Origin of the sequence: Saezia sanguinis, from assembly GCF_003991585.1 — a bacterium.
GTDB classification, from domain to species: domain Bacteria; phylum Pseudomonadota; class Gammaproteobacteria; order Burkholderiales; family Burkholderiaceae_C; genus Saezia; species Saezia sanguinis.
Window position 1 is genome coordinate 1 of sequence record NZ_PQSP01000003.1, and the last position, 17,515, is coordinate 17,515.

General features: G+C 44.8%; 7 protein-coding genes and 1 pseudogene. 2 read left to right on the top strand and 6 right to left on the bottom strand.

The genetic code is table 11. The annotated features are described in order from the left end of the window. A partial coding sequence (locus CUZ56_RS07155; RefSeq protein WP_204250856.1) for a beta strand repeat-containing protein occupies positions 1-3,230 on the bottom strand: 3,230 nt, incomplete at its 3' end. A gap of 110 nt (positions 3,231-3,340) precedes the next feature. Beyond that, a pseudogene (locus CUZ56_RS16345) lies at positions 3,341-3,451 on the bottom strand (integrase core domain-containing protein); the annotation flags it as partial. A 98-nt stretch (positions 3,452-3,549) separates the two neighbouring features. On the opposite strand from CUZ56_RS16345, the gene CUZ56_RS07165 reads away from it, so the two are divergent. Then, positions 3,550-3,768 carry a hypothetical protein gene (locus tag CUZ56_RS07165; RefSeq protein WP_126979708.1) on the top strand — a complete coding sequence of 73 codons (219 nt, stop codon included), beginning with the start codon at positions 3,550-3,552 and terminating at the stop codon, positions 3,766-3,768. 296 nt (positions 3,769-4,064) lie between these two features. Here CUZ56_RS07165 and CUZ56_RS07170 read toward each other — a convergent pair whose 3' ends face one another. Both CUZ56_RS07170 and CUZ56_RS07175 read right to left on the bottom strand, forming a co-directional pair. Then, entirely contained in the window at positions 4,065-8,969 is a 4,905-nt protein-coding gene (locus CUZ56_RS07170; protein WP_126979709.1) for an autotransporter outer membrane beta-barrel domain-containing protein, read from the bottom strand. A gap of 646 nt (positions 8,970-9,615) precedes the next feature. Continuing rightward, positions 9,616-10,080, bottom strand: coding sequence for a DUF2589 domain-containing protein (locus CUZ56_RS07175; RefSeq protein ID WP_162615281.1), 465 nt, complete (start codon positions 10,078-10,080; stop codon positions 9,616-9,618). Positions 10,081-10,443: 363 nt separating this feature from the next. On the opposite strand from CUZ56_RS07175, the gene CUZ56_RS07180 reads away from it, so the two are divergent. Next, positions 10,444-11,790: a tyrosine-type recombinase/integrase gene (locus tag CUZ56_RS07180; RefSeq protein WP_126979711.1), complete on the top strand. Its 1,347-nt coding sequence runs from the start codon at positions 10,444-10,446 to the stop codon at positions 11,788-11,790. Between the two features lie 173 nt (positions 11,791-11,963). Here the strand turns inward: CUZ56_RS07180 and CUZ56_RS07185 are convergent, their stop codons facing one another. After that, positions 11,964-13,400, bottom strand: coding sequence for an SEFIR domain-containing protein (locus CUZ56_RS07185; RefSeq protein ID WP_126979712.1), 1,437 nt, complete (start codon positions 13,398-13,400; stop codon positions 11,964-11,966). 623 nt (positions 13,401-14,023) lie between these two features. Next, complete coding sequence (locus CUZ56_RS07190; protein ID WP_126979713.1) at positions 14,024-17,227, bottom strand: hypothetical protein; 3,204 nt, start codon at positions 17,225-17,227, stop codon at positions 14,024-14,026. Positions 17,228-17,515 lie beyond the last annotated feature (288 nt).

Consider the following 17,515-nt stretch of genomic DNA (forward strand, 5'->3'; position numbering starts at 1 on the left):
TTGGTGTTCAGGCTCCCCAGGTGCTGGTTGACTGCTGCGCGTGCGTACCGGCTGTTGGTGAACAGGGCACTCTTGGCGCTGGCGTGGATTTCTCCGCTGAGGTTGTCAAACGCATTGAGTGCCTGCAAGCGGCTCATGCTGACAATCTGGTCATAGATTTTATTCCCTGGGCACAGGCTTTCAACACCCCAGCCGGTTTGAATCTGGTTATAGGTGCCGTCAAGATCACCAAAACCCGTTTCATTGCGCTTAAAGACCAGCCTGACCTGCTGCGGGTTTTCGTAGTTGACGGTTGGAACCAGAAAGGCCAGGTTGCTGCTGACGTTAGAAAATGTGCCTGTAACGCCTTGGTCGGTATCAATGAGAATGTACTCGGTTCCGCTAGACCAGGCACCAGCGCCTGCCTGTATGGCGAGATTGGCGTTAGCGTTGATGGCGACGGTTCCGGCACCTGGAAGTGTGGGGTTCAGGGATGAATCCGCCACCAGCCTGTCGCCAGAGCCGTCGGGGTTAACCTCTACCGCGAATGTGGAGCCGCTATTAAAAATGGCGTTGGCAACGGTAAGCGTGCCAATTGAGGTTCCAGGCGAAAGAGTACCCCCGGAGTTTACATTGACTGTACCTGTGATTCTTCCATGCCCGCCCAGGATGGTGCCATTGTTGACGTTAACATCGCCTGTGACCTGCGCGTTGGAGTTAGCACTGCTGCCCCCGACAATCAGCGTACCTTGCTCGATTTGTGTGGGGCCGGTATAGGTGTTGATACCGGTGAGAATAAGCGTACCGCCGCCGGTTTTGGTCAGGGTTTGTCCATCCCAGCCGAATTTGTAGGTGAGTGGATCGGTGTTGTTGGCCAAATCCGCACCCAGCGAGAATGTTTCCCCATCGGCAATTTTAAAAGTGCCGTGGGCGCTTTGCGGGTCGACGTTGCGCCACACCAGGTCAAGCTGGGCAATGATTTTGCTGTTGGTGTTATCTATACGAGCTGAACCAATGATAAAGTTGTCCAGGCTCACATAGCTACCCAGCGGCAGGCCTGCAACCAGGTATTGCAGACTGGTGTTGGTTACGCCGTTGTCGGTGTTGACCAGTGTGTAGGTGTTGCTGTCTGCTACAGGGGAATAACCTATGATGTCGATGGTGGCGTTGCTTGAATCAAAAGTGTCTGCCTGTACAGCCGGGGTGCTGTTGACATGCACGCCCAGCACGGTGCCACTGGCCATTTTGGCATCGTTGGAGATAGTCAGCGTATAGCCTGCGCCCACATCAACACGGCCTTGGTTGAGCGCAAGCTGTCCCATGCTTGCACTGGTGTTGAAGGTTAACGTGTCAATACCGGTTTTGGTCAGTGTGTTGACATTGTTGAACGCACCGTTGATGGTACCGCCCTGGGTAATGTCAAGGTCTCCGCCTGTATTGCCCATGGTGAATGTGGTGCCCGCAGCGGTATTCAACCAGGAGATGGATTGGCTGTAGTTGTTAGCCGTGAAGTTACCAGCCTGCAGGTTAAGGCCGCCCTGGTTCAATAACTGGTTGGTGCTACTGGCTGCCAGGGTACCGCTACCCGTTTTTTGCAAAATGCCACTGCCTGTGAGCGGGCCGATAATCGTCAGCGTATCTGTGTTAGCCGTGTTGAAAGTAACGGTATCGCTGGCCGCAGAGCCAATGTTGGTAATGCTACTATTAAATTGAAGTGAGCTACTGCCACTGGTGGTGATGGTGGAGCCATGGTTAAATGTGATGGTTCCAGCGCCTATGACGTTGGTGACATTGCTTGCCGCGGCAGTACTCAGCACGGTGGCGCCGTTATTGACAGTAAATGATGTGCCTGATGCCAACGCCCCGTATCTGGCGTTGTCTTTCAATTCGAGCGTGCCGCTATGAACTGTTGTATTGGCATAGATTTGAGAATATGTGCTGGCGGTGTTGGCGGCAAAATCTTCACCGGTAAAGGTGACTTTGCCGCTGGTCGTGTTGCTGCCATCGGTGGTGTTGAACCCCACAGTGACATTAACCGGCGCACCTGTGGAACTTAAACTGGTGAGAGGATCTTTGAATAGAACCTGCCTGCCTGCATCGGCCGAAATATAAAGTATGCCATTAGGCTGGCGAATATTGATAGCGTTGGCTACAGCGTTGGTCAGGTTGGGTGTTGAACCATTGCCAGTTTGGGTTCTGTTGTTGTAAAACTGGATGTCGCTGTTTTTGGCATACAGCAGACTACTGCCAGTTATGGTGGCGCTGTTGCCGATCAGAATGGCGCCCGCTGTCTGGCTGTTGGCATAGTTGTCATGTACCTTGATACCACTGGTACCATTGGCCACCATGGTAAGCCCGGTTTGCGCGACAATGGCCCCGGCCGTGTCATTGATGCCACGGTTGCCATAAATATCGGCATTGCCATGGAGTTCGACCCGTGCATCAGAAAACAAGCCGCCGCCTGAAGAACGTGCCGTGTTGTTGGCGAGAATAACTGTGGCATTTGTGCCACTGAAGATAATGTCGCCTCTGGTAGAGGTTCTGATGACACCACCAGCAATACCTGTAGCCTGGTTATTGGTGAATGACGCATTGCCTTCAAAGATCACATTGGCTGATGTCGTTGTGATGGCACCGTTAGAACTATTTGAAGAGTTATTATTGAAAATGACGTTGCCATTTTCTCCTTTGAATACCACGTCGGAATAAGAATTGATGACACCTTGGGCTGAGCCTGATGCTATATTGTTTTCAAACCGCAGTGTGCTGCCGGTACCAACATCAAAAGTTAAACTCGAATTGGTGTAGGAATTGAGAACCACGCCGGTATTAGCACCGCTGATGGTCAGGTTAATACCGTCATTGATGCGAATGGTGCCGTAACTGCTTGAAGACAGAGTAATCTTATCGATGGCGGAGTTGCCCGCGTCAAACACCCATGTATTGGAAGGTATCCCGGCTGTATTTTGATCAATGACCAGCGTGGCCGAATTGCTTGAGGTGCCGTTAAACCGGAGATCTGAGAGTCTGGTGGTCTGCCCTGAACCGGTACCGAAAATATCGGATAACAATAAACTGCCACCTGCCCCGATATTGACTATATCTGCATAGGCGCAAGTAGGGCCAAGCAAAAATAAGCTGGCAATGCTCAATGCCAGGCGCCGACGCTGTATGGGTGGTTGCTGCATTAAGCCGGTGAAGTCCCGGGTACCGGTTAAGCAATAGCCTGCTTTGGTGTTTCTGGAATGCATAGAAAAGCCCTTAAATTGACCGCACCTAAACTTAATCTGACACGTCGAGATTTATAACGGGGCTGTAATTTATTGCTTTTATCTTGCAATCTTCCCCTTTTTTATTTTAGTTAGGGCAGCTTAAAACTAGAGTTTCTGGCACATTTCAAACAAGCCCCTATTGGCGTCAATCTGCCAAGTGCATCGTGAGGCCGACGTTTATTATATTCGATTAACCATCGCGCATGGCCTGACGAACATCATCAAAAGTGTGGAAAAGTTGCTGATTTGACACCTTTTCACGATAAATACAGTTAACACGGATAAAGAAGGCCAGGCTATGGCATGGCCTGAAGTGGGCACCATCCTTTTGGGTGCAAGAGACTTCTGCATTATTGTTTGCTCTGTTTTTATTGAAAGCGCCCTAGATTCTTCCAGCGCCTGCTCCAAAAAGACAAAAGCGGTCACGATAAGCTTGAAACATACCGTTATTGATTGCCTCAGTGCTGTGCTGATGTATCAGTATGTGCGGGAAGACACATTCAGGTCGGTTGTTTGATCGCCTTCTGTCAGTTTCGTCTGATGAACTGGCACACCACAAGATACATTCATTTTAAAAGCTGTGACATTTAAGCCCACTCAATGGATTTCATTTTCCCCTACTACATAGCAATATGCCGCATTTACTGCTTTGACCGTATTGTGTTGGCGTTGTCTCCGAAGGGCTTTATCACTATTTCAAACCGTTTTATTTTTAGAAACATGGTTCAAACGCTCAGTGAATATTGGTATTTACACCCACCGCTCTTCATTAGAACAAATTTGGGCCAACAGGCTATTCACCTTGAGAACAACTTAATCCCAACTGTACCTAACCCCCAGTTGCGCCCCAAACCCTTTATTAACAGAACCGGTTTCGTAGCCTAAATTCCCTATAAAACTCCAGCTTTCATTGATTTTGGCCCGCAGCCCAACAGCAATGTCATAGTCGGTACCTTTTTGGTTGCTGCTAAAGATCCCTCCCGCATATGAAACATCTGTATCACCAAGCCATTCTCTACTGACACCAACCTCTACAAATGGCTCATAGATGGAACCTGATTCTGATCTGTGGTTATATCCAATCAGCAATGCAGCCCTTGTGGTAAAACTTTTACTGATGCCATAATGTATCTTATAGCCCATATTGGTTCTAAAATTCCTGCTCCCGGCATAGGCATATCGTAATTCGCCCTTCGGTTCAATGATCCATTTGCTGTCCTCGTCACGGATATATTCAAACTGTTTCCCCAGTTCAACGCTTGCAGTGATGAAGTCACGATTAGGTCTGTAGCTGATTAACTCTCCGGAAGAAGTATAGTTTTCAGCCCTCATTCTGGACCAGAAATATCTTAATGTTGCATAAGAATACCAGCCGTCACTATTGTCCCACACACCATACAAGCCAACACTTGGAGCATTTGCACGAGCCGTTCCATCAGGGTAGCCTGAATTATGATGTCTTATGTTACCTGTATAAATATATCCAGCCATAACGCCTGCATAGTACTTATTATCATCGTTTCCATACACTTCCTTGTCATACCCTATTTCAACACCATATAGACTCATCCTTGAATCAATTGCGTCATTAACTCTCAGACGTTTGCCATATGTACGAACCCAGAGTTCGTCGGGATGAAAAACATCATACTCACGGAGCTCCGTAATACGATGGCGGAATTCATTCAACCCTGTTTTAACAATAGAGAGGTGAATAGCAGGAATATTGATGATTGTTTTTGCTGTTGTTGTGGCCCGATGGTTGGTCTGTAAGTAATAGTTTTCATCTACAGCCCTGTAAAGCTCATACTCATAGGCCCCGCTATCTACAACGCCACCAAATAAAGTGAAGTCGACAGACTTGTTTGTTGCATTATCAAGATTGACAACTTGTATACCATAGCCGTTTATCACACTCGTACCGGCCGCATATCCGGTTGAATGAACTTTGAGTATATTATTTGTGCCGGTTGCATCATCACCATCAACGATAATCTTATCCGTACTCAATCCTGGAAAATCAAAATAAGTATTGATAAGGTAAGTCGAATCGTTGGATGTCAGTCTGCTCAGAGTTAAAGTGTTATAGCCACTGTCACCGCGCATATCTATGATTGAGCCACTTGTGGTCGTCAGGTTGGTAATATTACTGCTGCTTTTCATTACCCATGTTGAATCATCCAACGATACTGTTGACGTTATTCCTGCTGCAGCATCAGTAACAATAGCATTTTCCAGATAAGAATCTGTTGCTTCCAGCACCCCGTTATGAGAACTAAAATATGCCAGTTTGGTTCCATTACCGATAGCAACGGAATTATCTAAAATGAATTGACCGGTCTGGGTACTGCTATCACTCCAGGTATAAAACAAGGTATCCGTATCGGTAGTAATCGAGCTGTTTGTAAAACGAATAAGTCCATCGCGCTCTATTCCCACAAATGCATGGTCTAAAGAATCACCGGAAACAACCATTCCGGTTATATCCGCACTGCCGCCATCTTTGGCCAGTAAACCGTAACGGCCATTACCATCCAAATCCAGTTTATGTGTACCATCACCTTGTATATTAATATAACCGCCTTCAGACAGAACCCCATAAGAGCCATTATTTTTAGCCTCAATATCCAGCCCTACCAAATTTATGGTTGAAGCTGTTGGGGTAGCAGCCCCATCCGTCCCGAAAGCCCATATACCAGCACCTTCATTAAATTGGGCACCATGGTTGTCATTGTTGTTGGCCTTAAGCGTATTTGTACCAGCATTGCTGATAACGTTAACCAGACTGCCACCGCTTGCCTTGATACCGGCATCCGGGTTGCTGTCAATAACAATATTCATATCTACAATATCCAGCTGCGACCTGATCCCATTGGAAACATCCGCAACACTTATACCTATACCTTCATTATTAAGAGAGGTTTGGTTGCCGATAACGTCAAGTGTATGGGAACCGTCACCGGTGATGCTTATTAAGCCGCCATCGCGCACGTATATCCCGTACATACCATTATCATTGGCTTCAACGTTCATATTTTTGATGATAATAGAAGCTTGCTGGCCAGGAGCGCTGGCAGAAATGCCATGGGCAAGAAGCCCTGCACCATATGTCCAGTCGCCAGGAGTTGTTACCGTGTAGTTTCTGTTTTCGTTAGCGGTTAATTTGTTATTGCCAGAGCTGCTTTCTATATAGATCACACCACTATCAGCAGCCACCACCCCTTCAAGTTCGTTATCATTTGAAATGATATTCATATCCTTTATGACAACAGTGGCTACTGCCCCCGTACCACTGTCTGCTTCTTTCGCATGAATACCCTTTCCGAGATCTTGCCCTATATTTGTGGTCATTCTCGTGTTATAAATTTCCAGCGAATTTGTGCCACTGGTGCTGGTGATATTGACCAAACCACCATTGAGTGCGGCAATGCCCTGATACGCTTGATCTTCAACAAAAACATCCATATCTTGGATAATGACAGCTGATTTAGATCCATCTGAATCAACAAAATCTGCGACGATTCCATTGCCTGTGCTTCCATCAGAATTATTGTTCGCAATAACTTCCAATTTGTTGTTATTGGTGCCGACTATATTTATAACACCCCCTTCTGTAGCGCGTATGCCATGAAAATCATTTTCACTGACATTAATATTCATGCCTGCTATGGTTATAGTACTTTTCATGGCTGGATTGGCACTGTTAGAACCATCAGCATATATGCCCGCACCATCAGCCCAAGGATTAGCCGTAGAGGTCACATTTCTAAGCGCTTCCAGTGTATAACTGCCATCGCCAATGATATTGATAACACCGCCGTCCGTCGCTGACAAACCATACTGCCCATTGTCATTGGCTTCCACATTCATATTCTGAATGGTCATGGTCGATGCGGACGTACCAGAAACGCCCTGTGCAGCAAGGCCTGCACCTTCAGTCCAGGAAGTTGTATTGTTTTTGTTGCTGCTGGCAGATACAGTAAAAGTGTTCGGGTTGGAAACGTTACCAGCAATGATCGTCTTGCCGCCATTCTGAGCCAAAATACCATAAGCACCTGTGGAAGAACCATTATCATTGGCCTGTACATCCATGTTGATGATAGTCAGCACAGAGTCCGTATCCATGCTCGCAAGTCCAGCGTATTGATTGTTATCGGCAGTTAAACTGTTCTGAACGCTGTTGCTACCTGTAATCGTCGCTACACCTGCTGTTGAAACCTGCAAGCCATACTTGCCGTTACCATCAATCTGTACTTCCATACCGCTTACACTCAGATCGCCTCCCAGTGCAACAATCACGCCGCCATCAGCGCTATTAACACCATTATTCGTTACAGCTAAATACTGAGTACCATCCCCTGCAATAGTTATATCGCCGCTCCGTACCATGATGCCGGCAAGTCCATTACTATCAACCTCTATTTTCATACCCTCTATATTGATTGTTGCGCCACCTTCTGACCAAATACCACCGCCCCAACTGCCAGATGAATTATTGCCGCTTACAGTTAAAAGAGGATTACCACTGCTACCAATAATGTTCAAGACACTATCATTATTGAACGCAGCAACACCATAATTGCCATTATCACTGGCATTTACCTCCATGTTAGTGATAGTCAGGGTCGAACCGCCAATACTCTCAAGACCCGTCCCAGCATTGTTATTAGCCGTTAAAATGTTCTGAACAGCATTGCTGCCTGTAATCGTCGCAACAGCGTTATCTGAAACCTGCACGCCATATGAGCCATTATTATTGGCCTGCACATCCATGTCGACGATAGTCAGCACCGAATCCGAATTCATACTCACAAGGCCAGCATATTCATTGCCATCAGCGGTCAAATTATTCTGACCGTTGCTGCTGCCTGTAATCGTTGCTACCCCTCCTACAGAAGCCTGCAAGCCATACCTGCCGTTACCATCAATCTGAACATTCATACCGCTTACATTCAGATGCCCACCTTGTGTAACAATCACGCCACCATCAAGGCTACCAACGCCGTTACCTGTCACAGTTAAAGTCTGATTGCCATCCCCCGTAATCGTCACATCGCCGTTGCGTGCCATGATGCCGGAAAGTCCGTTACCAATAACCTCCACGTTCATATTATCTATATGAATGGTTGCGTTATTTTCCGACCAAATACCGCCACCCCAGCCGCCTGATGGATTATTATCATTTGCCGTTAAAAGAGAACTGCCGCCGGTGCCGCCAATACTCACGCTACCGTTACTGGCAAAAATACCTTGAGAGCCATTGTTGTTAAACTCAACAGTAGTCGCGCCGATAATGTTTACCTCTCCGTCCTGAGCCCGTAAACCATTATTCGCATTATTATTGGCGCTGACATTCATGTCATTGATCGTTAGATCTGAGCCACTCTCAACCAGAAAACCTTCCCAGGTGTTGTTATTGACTGTAAAGTTTTTTGTCGGGTCTGAGCTATTAATGGTAACTGACGTTCCACCTGAGATAAATACACCACTCTCGTTAATGCTGGAATTAATGTTTCCATTCGTATTTATAATTCCCGTTATGCCGCCCTCACCACGAATCCCGCTATTAGGCCATCCAGACGAAACGCCAGTGATTGACACATCACCAGTCCAAGTAGTGGTGCCATTCACAACATTGTAGGTGGTTTGTGCCCATGCACTTCCGCCAACCACTGTTGAAAAGAGCACTTTTACCATAATTATTTTTTTATAGTCCATTTCGCCCTTGAATCAAAAACAATACAGTAAATGTAAAGTAATTTGGCTATGATTATTTGTTATAAATCTAAATAGTTTTCTTTCAATAAAGAAAAACAACATCTTGGTGTGATATTTTTTTACTTTTGCCCATTTATTGATAAACAAGGTTTCAATATTCTGCTTTTTACCACGAATAACTTTGCACAATAAGCGTCATCTTGGTAATTTACACCTGAGCATAAACTTAAATCCTTTGTTGCTGCGCATCGGCATGTGTATGAATGATATCAAGTATCACCCTGCTGCTTAATTGCTTTCATTTCCAGCCAAGCACCCGTACATTTTGGATGCAGGAGAGCTTGTTACAATCACACTGCCTTGATGGCTAGGGACTGGAGAATAGAACGCGAAGCTACTTTTTCCTTTCTTGAGGAGGGTTGGTTTTTTATTGGAAAACCTTCCAACTTCGGAAAAATACTTTGGATTGCTTTGCCGTTTATGCTTGTTGCGTTCGACGCTATTATTTCTTTTATCTTATGATCTTGATTTGTAGAAATAACCGCATTAGCGATGGCCGACTTGCTTTGGGTGAACGTGCGTTCATGACACGCAGTGTCCAACATGAAAATATGTGAACTAATAAAGTCTGTAATAAAAATCCTTTCTATTCATTTTTACTTTTTATTGGTGTCTGTTTAGAGAAGACATCTGGCGAAGCACTTGGTTTGTCCACATGGGTACTGTTTACTTCCATTTGGAAATTAACATTAACGGCATCGATTGATAACGCAGGAATAGGAACAAGACCCAATACGGGGACTTTTAATGTTTGTTCTACTGCTGTCGTTGTTTCACCTTGCTGTACAGGGCGAGTAAACGTGAATTGTTGTGTATGAACTTCCTTGCCATCTTTATCTTTATAGGTTACTTTTTGAATAAAATCCTGTGTGGTTGACACCAATTGCTGTTGTGCTTCAATAGCGGCATGCAGAGGTGCGCCAATAAGGTCACTCATAGGCAGGCCTTTGAAGCTATCGGTAGCGCTCACATCAGGCGCATTTGAAACCGTTTGTTTCTCATCAATATCGGGATTTGTTTGTTGAGCAGGAGCGTCTTTTTTAGTAGTCACCGTAATTCTCCTTATCAAATTTCCCTGATCCTGAAACATCACAGTAAAACAAAGATTTTTAGGACGTATCTAGGACGCGAAGCCAGAAACAACAAAGGCCAGTCACTGCTGAACTGGCCTAAGTATTTGAATTTATTGGTCGGGGCGGCGGGATTCGAACTCGCGACCCCTTGCACCCCATAAATGTTTATTGTTTTCCGTTAACGTGTTTTGCGGTGCATTTTGTATAATTAAATCAATGCACTAGCGTTGTTTTCTGGTATTTCCCTTTCCCATATAGTATCATAAAGGATACTGAAAGCCGTGCACAAACGGTCACCATACGGTCACCAGAAATCATGGCTTTATCATACAGGAGACACGATGGCAGAGATCACCGAACGACAGTTAAGCACCAAACCCACCGACAAGGATATCTGGTTCAACGAGTCCGCGCCCAAGGGACATGGCCGTTTTCTGGCGCGGATTACGCCTGCCGGTGAACGTCTGTTTTATTTCCGTTATTCTGATTCTAGCGGCAAGCGGGTCCGTTTACCATTGGGAACATACAGCCGTACCGGCACAGCAGGCCTGACGTTGAAGGAGGCGCGTCAAAGAGCGATGGTTCTGGCCGATCTATATGTGAGCGGTCATACGAATTTGCGGGAGTATCTTGAAACCGAGCGGGTTAATTCTGCTGTCCGGCAGGAGTCGGAGCGGTTACGGCTGGAACGGGAAAAGGCTGAAGCCGAAGCGACGGCAGCAGCAATGGCAATGCGGCAGACGGTCAGGGGTTTGTTCGAGCAATGGATGGAGATTGATGTTGCCAAGCACAAGGATGGCGGTGCCGAGGTTCGCCGTATGTTTGAAAAGGATGTGCTGCCTTATATCGGCGATTGTTTTGTGGCGGATGTTAAAAAGGGAGATGTAGTCAGAGTGACAGATTCGCTGTTAGCCCGGCAGGTGCCGAGAATGGCGAAGCGGGTTTTTTCTCTGATGCGCCAGATGTTCCGCTTTGCGGTGGATCGTGATCTGATTGTGTTTGATCCGACTGCCGCTATCCGCAAGGCGAGGACTTTCGGGCAGGATAATGAACGTGACCGCATTCTGGATGAGGATGAAATCCGCTTGTTGGTTGAAAAGCTGCCGGATGCCGGTTTACTGGTGACGACCGAGATTGCGGTGTGGATCATTCTGGCAACCTGTTGCCGTATCGGGGAGTTGATGAATGCCCGCTGGCAGTATGTTAATCTGTACAAGCGGACATGGGTGATTCCAGCGGATCATTCCAAGAATGGCAAATTGCATGTTATTCATCTGTCTGATTTTGCGGTTTCGCAATTTGAACGGTTAAGGGAGATCAATGGCACATACGAGTGGTGCTATCCAAACGCTAAAAAAGATGGGGCGGTAACGCCTAAATCGGTGACGAAGCAGCTTGGCGACAGGCAATGCACAAACGAAGAGCAAAGGATAAAGGGGCGCAGTAAATTTTACGATGCCCTGTTGCTGCCCAATGGCAAATGGACACCGCATGATCTGCGCCGCACCGGCGCGTCGATGATGACGGCGTTGGGGATTCTGCCGGATGTGGCGGAGCGCTGTCTCAACCATGTTGAAGAGAACAAGGTCAAACGCACTTATCAACGGTACAGCTACGCCAAGGAGATAAAAGAGGCATGGCAGATGCTGGGGCAGGAGCTTGAGAAATTGGTGCAAGCCCAGCCCTGAAAATCAACCTTTCTTCTATCATTTGGATTGCTCATTACTCAATCTGACTGTGTTCTGTTGCGAGGCACGATCAAACATGACGATGTCGGCCAAAAACGATAAGTAGACTTTAAGGCCACTCCTTTCAGAAATTTTGGGGCGCGGTAAAAAATTATCTGACAGCAAATCCTTGTTTATACCTTTGTTGCTAATTGTTCAAAGCCAAGTAATATGGAAGGGTTAATTGACTTAAACTGCCACCTTGGTAATCTTTGATGATTTGTCCTATAAGCATCCATCAACTCATTCAGATCTGATGGTTTATTGATACCTAGAATACATTTTGCTTTTTCAAAGTATGACTTTGACGAAGCTCTTGCAAAAACTTCAAATGCACTGTGAAAACGACCAAGATACAGCAAAGTATCTGGAAACCAACCACGATAAAAGTCATCCTGCTGTATTTCAGCACGCATAAACAATATAAAGTCAGCCTGCATTAGATAACGAAACTCTATACCGGAGTTCTTACTTCTTTGCTCAAGTAGATCCGCATGAACAGATAAATGCCGGGGTTCCAATTTATTATTTCGATCCTCTAGGGAATACAAGTATTCTCGGAAAACGTCATATCCAACCATTGCATTTTTTCCATAATCAGGTCTTCCAGGCACATAGTATTGCTGTGTCAATAGCGCGTTAACTTCCGCAAATCTTTCATGCTTTGTGAAAATAGCAACCGCATATAGGAAAAGCTCATGAATAATAAATTTAAAGTTATCGAAGTCCCTTTCGTCCCAATTATTAACATTCGCAGGCCTGCTCATATATGGGATCAGGGCTTCAAAGAAGCGGTGTACTTTGAGGATATTTTCTTCTGTTGGCGCATATTGCGCAAGAGCAATAAACAGTGTAATTGCTTCATTCCTGTACGGAATAAACTTATCTATATTATCAATAACTTGATCATCAAATTCACCTTCTTTTTCGGTGATTCTAAAATTCTCAAGGTTACTAACAAAGGTAGAAAAATACTCGTCTAATGCACCAGATGTAAATGGTTTATTTTCTTTGATGGCGGATATAGCCCTTTTGTGTATTGACGTTGTTCCCAGAGATATCCCATCTGACTCTTCCAAAAAAGAAGGCGGCTTTCCTATCGCAGGCCTCGTATAAAGGGGCTTGTCATATACCCAACGTAATAGTTTTTCAAAGTTGTCCGCATAACTATCGGGAGCACTTAAATCAATATATATTCGTGATTTATAGTATGTTGGTAAGTATGCTTGACTTTGCGAATCTCTTTCAGAAATGATTGCTACAAATTTTCCTTGCTCCTGATTTTCATAGACTTCACGTGAAATGATTTGTGTTTCAGTGCCTACACCACCAGATCGTCCATCTGCCTTTGATGCGTAAATTTCATCACATATCATGGCGACCTTTGTTATCTGGGGATCTGTAACCATCTTTTCCATGAAAGCTACCGAATCATGGCCTTCTTTTAGATCCCATTTATCAAGAATTACATGAACGCCAGATTCGGTTAGTTCTTTAGCTAAATCTATTACCCACTGTTCATGGGTTGGGTTAGACCAGCTATAAGAAATGAATAATTTTGGGGATTCCATTTATGTACAAACCCTTAATGAGTGGATCACGCTACATTCAGCGGCTTTGGATCTGTATAACCTATATCCAAAGAATTAACTATATCTGCTTATGCTAATGACCTCTTTTGGCACTGCGCCGACTATCAAATTTGATTAAATCCAGAATAGCAAAGGTATCAAACTAAGTATAAGTTAGTGCACATCAGCAGAGATTTTCCCACAAAAGGCTCTTCCTGCTGATTACCTTTTTCTTCCTTTTGAAAAGTACCCTTAAGCCTTTTGGGGTACGCCCTTAAAAGCCCGTCCTTTGCCCCCTTTTTTTGTGCTATCTCAAATAAATCGCCGTAATTTCCAGCCGTTCAACGGCGGAAATGTCACCGCAAGGGCGGATAAACTGGCTTTGTCTTGGCGCACCAGCTAAAAACGTGTCCTATGGATATAGAAAATAAGCAGCCTTCTATTGCTCCAAAGTTGACTTGGATTTGCGCACATTTTTAACGCAAATAGGTCTCGGTGACGCCCGGCCTGAAATGTCCCTGCCCTGAAAATCAGGCATTCAGCTAAGAGCGGACCTTCCAACCTTCTAATGTGCAAAAGTTGTCAGATCTCAGTTATGAAATTGCTTAAATAGCTAACAATAACTATTTGGGTGGCAGCTTTTTCCTGTTGCTGAACAATTTAAAGCCTTCGGGTACTGGTTTAAATTTATCGCTCTCTTCAGGCCATCGTTTAGCTCGACTTTGGAAAGCCCTCAGCGCCTCAATATCCAATGTGGCAGCCACCACGAAGTCATTATCTCCTCCCCTAAGGCGGGCAATATCGCGAAGAAAGCTTTCTTTAGCCGGAGAACGGACTCGGCTATCACCATATTTCCGATTATTAACCAGAATGGTATATGCATGAATATCTAATGCGGCTGATTCGATTAATGAGGCGAAAGTATCCAAATCTTTGTTCCAACTTAGAACCATAAGGGCATCAACGTTACCTTGGAAACGGATTCGGGCTTTGCTGTTTTGAAGTTCCGAGCAAACCATCACACCAAAGTTGACGCCATTATGAATATAAATCGGCTTGGATGGTGGTTTATTGGATTTGCTCCACTCCTTTCCATATTTCACAATAAGCTCTTTATCTTCGCCAACGGCAGGTTCAAGCTTGGGTTGCCAGATCTTTACAAAAGTCGGATAGCCGAGCCTATTATCTGCAAGCACCAACGCGACCTCACTCAAAATCTTATTACCTTCACTGTGACGATACTCCATTCCTGCTATTAGACTAATACCTGCAGCGCTCAGTCTAGCTGCGATACTGTTAAGCCAGTGTAGAGGAACAGACAGTTCTGGAAAGAGTACATAATCCGGTTTTGGGTTCAGTTTCAGTGTATCGTTAACCAGGTTAGATATTTTCTGATAACGCTTGCGGCTTAAGTTAGGCTTATCACAAGCAGTAGCTGCCCAATCGCTATCTTCAGTGCGAAGATTAGTTAAAGCGACAACCACTTTATCTTTGTTGTCAGTACCGATCCTAAGGCATTTCTTTCTTTTCGTAGAAGGCTTGTTATTTGCATCTTGTTCAGTCGCGAGTAATGTCGGTTTTATCCATACCCCGCGCAACACTTGGGTATATTTAGCCCAAGTTACTGCTGGACCGTAAATCGGCGGTTTACCAGATGCCGAAGCTAAACCAACGCACTCGGGAGCTAATTCCGATATTTCAGCTGGAGATAATGGCCGTGTTGGGAAGAGATAAGGTAGGTAGCTATCGTTCTTACGATGCCCATTGACCACCTTGCCCAATCTCGTTCTGCGGGTTGAGTTTATGAATTTTCTAAACGTCTTTGTATCAAGCAATCCGGAGTTGCCAAGCAGATTCAGTATCTGCTTCTCTTTCTTAGCATCATGTCTACCAACCAGCTTCTCGGCAGAATGACTTTTTACAATGTATTTATATGCTGTTTTCGCAAGATCAGCCGATGCAACAAGTGGAGCTTTTTTCACGAAATCTGTCATGTCAAAGCGAAGATCACGCAGTTCTTTAAAGTCCGTCAGATTAGCTATAATTTGATTAAGGAACAAATTGGCAAGGCGCTTCTTCTTGGTCGAGCGTTCACCCAAGAAAAGTTTATCAGGACCATAGTATCGGGTTGCAGCGTCAATAAATAACCATGTCAATGTTCCCTTAATATAGCGCCAAAGATTTTTCAGAACCTTGGCATCACATCCATTAATTTTAACTTTTTTACCGTCGACAACTTCAGATGCTAATGTATCTATAGCTTTATAGGATTTAACCGCGATTCGCTCAGCCTGCTCCCACTCGTTCATGCTGATCGCAAAGCCAAGTAGTCGTGGTAAGTAATTAAAGTGTGCAAATAGCTTATCTGTTCGCAATATGTGGTTGTGGGCAAACTGGTAAAACTCTTCGCGTTGTTCTTTCCATTGGTTGGGTGGCAAATCCCGCGCTAGGGTTTCTACATGTCGAAGCTGAAGTGACCATCCTAAGCGGCGAATCGTCAGACCATCTGCTTTGCGTAGAGTATCTGCATTTTCTCCTACGCTACCTGCAGCGGAAAGTACTTTGGCAGCCGTCGAGTGCTCCAATTGGTCTGGCGATGGCATAAGTCGATGTTCGCTGGAAAGCTCGTATATTTCTTTCTCAATACTGTCCAACAAATCGAGGCCCGCCCGGCCCTGCAATACAAACATTTTTTGTTTATCCGACTGTAGCGATATTGTGGTATTGCCTTGAATGGCTGCCCCTTGATTAATTTTCCAAACCTTGCCGTTTGTGTCGTCCTGCGAAAGACAGGTTTTACCCATTCGCGTTCGGAACAACTGCATGAGATCTAGGCTGTTGGTAATAGTGCCTGTATCACGCACCACGAGAAACATATCATCAACATAGCGACCATAATGAATAGGAGAGAGTTTCTCCAAGACAAGCCTATCCCATTTATGTAGCAAGACATTGGAAATAATGCGGCTGCACGTTAGTCCAATAACCAATCCGCCCTTAATATCGGCCTCTTTGCCACCAACCGACTTGCCAAACTTTGATGCCCCACCAGACCAGTTGTTAAGAAAACGTGCGAGCTGAACAGTGAATGCTTTTTCTTCATCATCAAGGTTCAGACCAAGAACCTCTAAGAGAGCCTCACTAGATAAGGTCAAAGGGTCTATAAAATGGTAGTAGCTTTTCAGGTCAAGTGAAACAGCGATTATGTCCTGATCCTTTTCTAGCTCGTCCCGTATAGCTTTAAGTCCATCACTGCGCCACTTTTGGTATGGCTGATAATAGGGAACAAATGATCCAATGGAACTAATATGAAACAGATTTTCATCATCGCTACTAAAAAGCTCGTCATTTCGAATACGCTTTAGTCGAGCCCCATAGCAGCTACCATCCAGTTTGGCATCAAATTTGTGTCCAACCATATTGATCCATAGTGCAGATATAACATGCATATCTACGGGAAAATCCCCAATAATGCGAAATTCTGGTGTAATGTTATAGTTTTTAAATAAGCTTGCAACTGCTCGCTCAGGTTTGGAAAAATGAACATGACCATTTCCTGTAGTGTCTTTTTTTTCTGTAGATAGCTTCTTTGGCAACAACCAAAAATCACCCAAGAATTTTTTATTTTTCTCAAAGCCTGAATCTTCTTGTAGCTGCTCTAGCAGTTGCTCAAGATTTGTCAATAAGTTTTGCTCGTACTCCGCAAACTTGATAGCTGTAGGGAAAGTATTTTCAAAGAAGCAGTCAGCTTTAGCCTTACGATAGGCAATGAGTAAATCTTCGATTGTTAAAGAGTTCCATCCTTCAAATTTTGCATCATATGCCATAACTTGTTCTCATATCTAAAGCTTATAGAAAATTTGCATTCCTAAAAAAAATTCAAAATTATTTTTCGCGTTCTTCAAACACGTTACTCTTGATCAATAGGCCATGGCATAATTCTCATCCAAAATTTAATTAACTCTTTTATCGCTTTGTACCAACTGCTTACAGTCATCAGTTACGCCAATGTTTATATGGAGTCCTTGCAGAAGTACAGCGGATCAGCACATATCATTTATTAGAAATTTTCCCGTGAAAGGCTTCCTCTGTTAAATTGCCCTTTTCTGTCTGAT

Bases quoted from the DNA above. Each gene is read 5' to 3' on its own strand.
- CUZ56_RS07165 (WP_126979708.1), top strand. From the start codon at position 3,550: ATGGCATGGCCTGAAGTGGGCACCATCCTTTTGGGTGCAAGAGACTTC.
- CUZ56_RS07180 (WP_126979711.1), top strand. From the start codon at position 10,444: ATGGCAGAGATCACCGAACGACAGTTAAGCACCAAACCCACCGACAAG.
- CUZ56_RS07185 (WP_126979712.1), bottom strand. From the start codon at position 13,400: ATGGAATCCCCAAAATTATTCATTTCTTATAGCTGGTCTAACCCAACC.
- CUZ56_RS07170 (WP_126979709.1), bottom strand. From the start codon at position 8,969: ATGGACTATAAAAAAATAATTATGGTAAAAGTGCTCTTTTCAACAGTG.
- CUZ56_RS07190 (WP_126979713.1), bottom strand. From the start codon at position 17,227: ATGGCATATGATGCAAAATTTGAAGGATGGAACTCTTTAACAATCGAA.